Annotated in this window: 4 protein-coding genes; 3 read left to right on the top strand and 1 reads right to left on the bottom strand. The window is 33.7% G+C overall.

The window, feature by feature from the left end:
* Positions 1-107: 107 nt before the first annotated feature.
* Positions 108-2,390 carry a DUF7619 domain-containing protein gene (locus tag AC3WRL_RS07785; protein WP_492330057.1) on the bottom strand — a complete coding sequence of 761 codons (2,283 nt, stop codon included), beginning with the start codon at positions 2,388-2,390 and terminating at the stop codon, positions 108-110.
* Between the two features lie 151 nt (positions 2,391-2,541).
* Between AC3WRL_RS07785 and AC3WRL_RS07780 the strand changes: the two genes are divergently transcribed.
* The 3 genes from AC3WRL_RS07780 to AC3WRL_RS07770 are packed head-to-tail and all read left to right on the top strand — an operon-like array spanning position 2,542 to position 6,839.
* Entirely contained in the window at positions 2,542-3,525 is a 984-nt protein-coding gene (locus tag AC3WRL_RS07780; protein ID WP_492330056.1) for a hypothetical protein, read from the top strand.
* 54 nt (positions 3,526-3,579) lie between these two features.
* On the top strand, positions 3,580-4,050 hold the full coding sequence (locus AC3WRL_RS07775; RefSeq protein WP_214830069.1) for a DUF4280 domain-containing protein: 471 nt from the start codon (positions 3,580-3,582) through the stop codon (positions 4,048-4,050).
* 2 nt (positions 4,051-4,052) lie between these two features.
* Positions 4,053-6,839, top strand: coding sequence for a hypothetical protein (locus tag AC3WRL_RS07770; RefSeq protein ID WP_492330055.1), 2,787 nt, complete (start codon positions 4,053-4,055; stop codon positions 6,837-6,839).
* Positions 6,840-6,901 lie beyond the last annotated feature (62 nt).

Raw genomic sequence — 6,901 nt, 5'->3', positions numbered from 1 at the left:
GAAAATCTCTCAGGAAACTGGGAGATTTTTCTTTTTTATATCAATCGCTTATAACAAAAAAGGTTGATCCATTGATCAACCTCACGTATATTAATATTTCAACAATTTTACTTCTTAATTAATTTTAAGGTATTTGAAGCTTCTTTTGTATAGACTTTTATAATATAATTTCCAGATTTCAAATCATTTATATCTATTTTGTTTTCACTTAGAAAAGCTTTTCTAACAATTCTTCCTGCCAGGTCATATATTTCAATTTTTATCAATTTTTCACTTGTTTTAAATATTAAAACATCCTTTACAGGATTTGGATAAATTGCAATATCAGTTTTAAACTCCGTGTCTTTTATTCCTAATGAGTTTTGAACAGTTGTAACATAGTTATTTGTTTCTATTGGGAAATTATAATCAAAATAAATATTTGCCATATTTGCAAACGACTCTCCAGCAAGCAATGTCGGTTTTACCTTAATTTTAAATATCACATAACCGTCATTATTAGCATCATCAAAAGGAAGATTAATACCCTGAAAGATAAATTCTACTTTTGTCCCTGTAATTTTGGTTTCATAATCATGACTTCCTCCAATAGGTATTAAACTGTTTATATCAAACTTGTTCCCATCTATGATATCTTTCACTAAAATGTTCTGAGCATTTGCAGTACCATTGTTTTCAAAACGGATTAAATAATGCACATAACCACCTACAGAACTCTGTGAAATCATATTCCCTTCTAAACAGGTTTTATCATTCGGATCAAAAGCATTGACAACATTTTGGTTCAATACGGAAATATTATCTTGGGGAGTCTCATCACTATTGTCTGAAATATGTGCGTTAAAATTCAAAATATCACCTAAATTTAAAGGAGGTACTTCTGTAGGTGCATTTAAATTCAGCACAAAATTGATTACTCTTGTTTCAAAAGGCTGGATGTTTGAAAAATTCCATGATAAAATATTGGGCACCTGATTTGAAATACCCGGAACAGAAGACACAAAGTCCGAAACGGCGTCATTAAATTGCAGAGTAATTAAACCTGATTGAGTCTGATTTCCTTTATTCTTATAAATTATTTTATAATGCGCATCAAATCCCGGTCTTGCACCATCTAAAGGAATAACGTTGATTTCAAGGTCATTATGAACTCCATTCGGGATAACACAAAAGTTTTGAGTTTGTGGACTTACCATAGAGGGAAAAGAGAAAGTAGCACTTGATGGATTAACCGTAAAATAAGCTGGGGTTTCCAGAATAGGAGTAAGCGTATGTGTTCCTGCTAATACTGGTAAACCATAGTTTCCAGATGAATTACCTATCAATACTCCTGTCAAATACCCTCCTTGATTGGTCACATTGAACTTCATATTTGGATATATAGGGTCTGTAATACCACAGCCATCATTATTAAAATCATATTTCGTGCTTCCTTGAGCTACATAATAAGTCCCACCCGGATTAAATGAACAATAGGTATTAACGGAACAATTTGTACTGCCATTAATATTTACATGCTGTTGAATCGTGTACATCTCCCACTCGTCAACACATACATATTTTAAATTAGGGAGATTTTCAAGATTCAGTCCAGATTCTACACTTCCGTTTTTCATGAAAATCCTCTCCAAATTTGGATTATTACCACACAATAAAGTAGTTAAACCTGTCTGATTGGATACATCGACTACACTCACATTGGTATGCATACATTGAAGAGTTCCTATTTTATTAATCATTGACAAGTTCAGTACCGAAATAGGATTGTCATTAACAACAAAATCGTTAACTTTAATTAGGCTACTTACATCCAAAGTCGAAATATTATTATTTCGAGCTTCCAGTTGTATTAACTCCGGCTTATTACTTAAATCTAAATTGGCAATTTGATTGTGTCCACAATCGAGGATCTGCAGATTAGATAACCCTGTAATATTTAACGTTACGAGGTTGTTATAAGAACAATTAAGCCTTTTTAGATTAAGCAAACCATTGAGATTAATTGAATTAAGTAAATTATTTGTAAAATCAATGTGCTCCAGGTTCACAAGAGGAGAAACATCAGCATTAGTAACCGCATTATTAAAAGCGACTAACACTTTTAAATTTGAAAATGCATTCAAACCTGTTAGATCTGATATCTTAGTTGGTGAAGTTGCAGAAATATTTTGAATTTGCAATTGATAAACAGCCAAAACTTCATTTTGCTCTATTTCATTATTGTTGTTGGCATCTATTTTAATAGAGCTGCCATTTATATTTTTCGCAATATCATTGGTGATATCCGCCTGTAATAATTTAGCTTTGAATTGCGAATCAGGAATACTAAGTATCTGAGCGTTACAAAAAGAAGTTATCCCCAGGAAGATTAATGTAGATTTTATTCTCATATTTTAATTGGTTTATTAGCTTCGGTTAAGTCACAAAAATAGCACATCTACACTATATTTAACTCTCCTTTTAAAAATTTAAAGATTTTACAAACAATTCATTAAATTTGATTATTACAACTAATGTTTGACAGGTTAAAATGATATGGTTATGGGCATCGTAATGTCAAAAAAAGAAATATTAAGGAGATTAAATACGCTTAGAATCAATCCTTTGGGACTGGAACCCAGAAACTATGGCATCTCAATTAAATACTATTATTATGATGAGAAAGTCCCATCAAAAAGAATTGATTACGAGGCAACCGCAGATCTAAATCTTGAATATAATAAGGGTGTTTTAACGATTAACAAAAAAAATATTTTCTATAATCAGCATCAGCCCGACAATATCAGTGAAATTTTAGCAGACTCAATATCAAAAGCCTTATACCCTATTCAAACTCACCTGAATGAAAAAGGTATCGGCACCAATGAAATCACTAATCTGGAAGAGATTAAAGAACGATGGAAAGATGAAAAATCTAAACTATCACAAAAATACTCGAGCAAACCTCTTACTGATCTTTTCACATCAGTTGATCATAAAATAGATAATAAAACGGACCTGGAAAAAAGTCTTCAATATGATTGGTTTTGGAACCTTTTTTTCCATTCTAAATTCATTGATTACGGAGAAACCAGAAAAGCAAAAACAGCTTTATTTCTCTCGGTAATTCCTTATCAATTTCCAATTAGATTTTCCGGACTTCAAACAATCAATAAGATCCCAACCGGCTACCATTCTTTTGTGATAGAGTTCAAGAGTGAGGAAGTGCCTGCAGACCCTTACTTTATTCCTAAAAATCATCCAGACCCGTCATCTTACTTTATGTCTTTACATGTTATTTTTGATTTGGACTTATATCATCATTTTCCTATGCATACGAGAGCTTATTTTGAAGTTTTCACCAATGATTCCTTAGGAAATAAAACTTTAGTGAAAAAAATAAATTACACTCAATTCCAACTCAATAATGAAGATTATAAACATAAGGAATTAAGCAAAGAGAGTCCTTTTATTACGGGAGGTTTAGTTATATCAGAGCCTAATAAATGGGGATTCTATAAAAACATATATGAGAATGACTGGTAAAAATCCATTTGTATAAAAAACATTAATTTTACAGACCACACAAATTATATTAATATGCCTTTAAAAGAAAAAGTAGTACAGGGAGCCTTGTGCCAATGCCAGTTTGGTACTACTCCAGATAAATTAATGGTACTCACGCAACAGAAATATTTCATTAATGATCTTAATGGAAGTTCTAAACTTGCTGCCACTCATAAAGATATAGGACCCACTTTTGAAAAAAACTGCTTTGGTTCGTGTAAAAAGAAGCTTAATACTCCTTGCGTTGCCATCGTTACAGAATGGAGTGGTTACTATGAAAAGGAAAAATATTCTCCACCAGACGGTTATATTTTATTGGAAGACAGCAAGGCCACCTGCCCTGTTGGAGGCAAAGACTGCATAAGTATTATTAAAACAGGACAGATCGGAGAACCATCCCAAAGCAACATTAAAAACGCTGACGAAGAACTTCAGCCTCATGTAAATCCTATCATTGATATGTCACAATATAATGCGAAGGACATGTATAAATTTGGATTTTAGGTATGGGTACAGCAGGAATTAAAAAGGCACTGATCAAAGAGCCGAAAGAAAACGTTAAAAAATATGGTACCGGGTTCATTGTGGAACTAGGTCACTCGCAGAATTCTTTCACAGCCTATCTGGATAAAACCTGCCTTGGAAAAGGCACGCGTAATCCGGAATCTACCATGAAAGAGGTCAAATGGTTTCTTATAAGAGAACATATATGGACAGCCTATAAACAGCTTTATCCAACCCTTGGTCCTAATGAGTTTTTTAACACCATAAAAACTCAAAATGAAGAAAATAAAGATTATAAACTGTTTGAGGGAAATAATAAGGTATTCAGCACTGGAGATATTCAAACAAATTCCAAAAGCATAGGTGTTATCCATCTTTTAATTCCCTACAGCACTTTTCCGGAGGCAGATGGGAATGAGGTTTTAAGAGTCGTGGTTGTAGATAAACCACAGGTTCTATATTGTCATTTTAAATTTCCAAAAACCGGATATATCCCTTTAACAAATAATGAGAAAAAAGCTCTGTATGGGCAAACAGTAGATGTAGAAGTATATACTCATTTACTTCCTGATTGGAATAATAATCTTTCAAAATTCATATTTGATGTCGAACTTATTAACAAGGGTAAAGTTGTTTCTAAACAGGAAAGAGTAGAAATCACCAGTCCTGGGCCATTTGTTTACAATTCAGTAAAAGCTCTAAAATTTCAACTAAATCCTGACTGGCAAAAAAACCACAACAAAGAAAAGAAGGATGAACAGTTCTTTCTTAGATTAAAAGGCTATGTCGGATTTACAGGACCCGTTTTACTTCCAAAAGGTTTTTTGTCTCAGGAAGGAGCATACGACTCTCAAAAGGACACGTCAAACTGGGGCAGAATGGAAAAAGGAAAATGGATCTTTAATACCTCCCCTGATCTATTGGTTCCTTACAATGACATGAGTGCTCTATTTGGTGAATTTGAAAAACAAAAAAATAATCAGATTCAGTACATTGGAGATATTGAATATCTTAAAAAAGAATATGATCCCTGTGGATACAGTAAAATAACCGTAGCCGATGAATCTGATAAAAAGCGTAGTCCGTATGTTATCTTTGATGAAGATGCAAAAGACAAAATAGATAACACCAAAAATACTTTTGATATTATCACTGGTGATAAGGAAAAGAAAAAGGTAACCATTACATTGGATAACCTTCAGAATAAAAACGTTTTATGCACAGGTGTTTTACTTCCTAAAGATGAAAAACACAATATTCCAAAGCATGTCTTTTTATTAGATAAGGTATTGATAGCACATTATACAGGTAAAATACCTTCCGTTAAAAATGACTCTACACAGGCAAATGATACTGATGTTTATGCGGACGAAACTAAAGCTCCTTCTCAAAATGTTGCTGATGTACAAGGATGGACAGAAAATACTGATTACAATTACATAGGAGAAAATAAACTCCAGTTAAACCTTGATTATATTTATAATAAAACCATCGCTATTGGAAGTAAAGAATTTAGCGATGTGCCAGCAACAGAAGTATGGCTTGCCAATTATTTCTGGCTGTCGAAGGACAAAATACAGACTTATTTTGTCCCTATTTCTACCTGTCGTTATCCCAATCAATTAGTCAAATTAAGGCTATTTCCAGATGTTGAATGGTCATTAAACTTTTTTTATAACACTTCAGATCCGGTATGGTATGGGAACTCTGAACCTACATACAATATCTATGGGACTGAGAGTAAAGCGACCAGGGATACAATATCTGTAAAAGATCTTAAAACTAAAGGAGATGTAATCTCACTAGCAGAATTAAGAAGAGAAGAAAGAAATGAAAATAAAAATAAAAAAGACGGGCAAAAAAAGATAGGCACAGCAGCTAACCGCTTTATGGGCGATATGAAAGGCAGCTACGGGTTATCAGCCAAGGTTTCATATAATAGCGGGGTTTCTCACGAATTAAGCTGGAAATTTGCTGAGAAGTATCGTAAGATGCTTGGCATTCTAAAATCTATCTATGATACTGTTGATGATATTGCCGGAGCAAAAGATGCTAGAAAAGGTGCAGAATCTCTACCTCCATCTTTGGCTGGAAGAAGAAGCATGATGAGCCTTTCACTCCTGGCTCCTGCCCCATCTGTTGGGATCAGCTGGAAATTCGCTAAAACAGGAGACTCTGTAGGCCTGGAACTTGCTGGTAAGGCAAAGTGTTCTCCCCTTATCGGTGGTGAACTTAAAATTGATTTATTGGCTTTAGCGGATAAGATCCCGGTTTATGGAAAGTTTATTACTTTTCTAGACCTCACGACCTGGTTGATTGAAAAGATTTCGATGGATGCATTAAGCATCACCTACCGTATCGATTTGATATTTTATGCTAATTTAGCAATAGAAGAAGCATACGTAAAATGGAATGACGCAAAAGAAGGAAATAAGTTTGATACAGATCTAACTCTTTCGGGAACTCTTGGAGGTAAGCTTGAACTTGAATTGGGCCTTACTATGAGTGCTAAGCAGATCGAAAAATTCCCGGAAATAGAACTTCAGGCTGGTGTAAGAGCAGATTGTTCTTTTAAAATAACGGCAAGTCCAAATTTTGACTGGGGAAATAAGCTTGATTTTACAACCAAGTTCTCGGGGCTTATGGTTACCGTTTATTATAAGTTTTCCATGAAAAGAAATTCCAAAAACAAAGGCCCCGAAACTCTGGATCCTTTTAAATTGATACCAAGCTATTCAGGAAACCCGGTAAGTATGACTTTTGGAGAAGGCGAAGAAAATAAATTTTAATAAAATGAACAGGAAGATATTATTTGGTCTATTGTTATTTAACATCATAAGCTGCCAAAAAA

It is taken from the genome of Chryseobacterium sp. FW101-FHT12H09, assembly GCF_058790395.1.
Note: the sequence above shows the minus strand (reverse complement) of the source record. Positions and strands in the feature narration are given on the sequence as shown.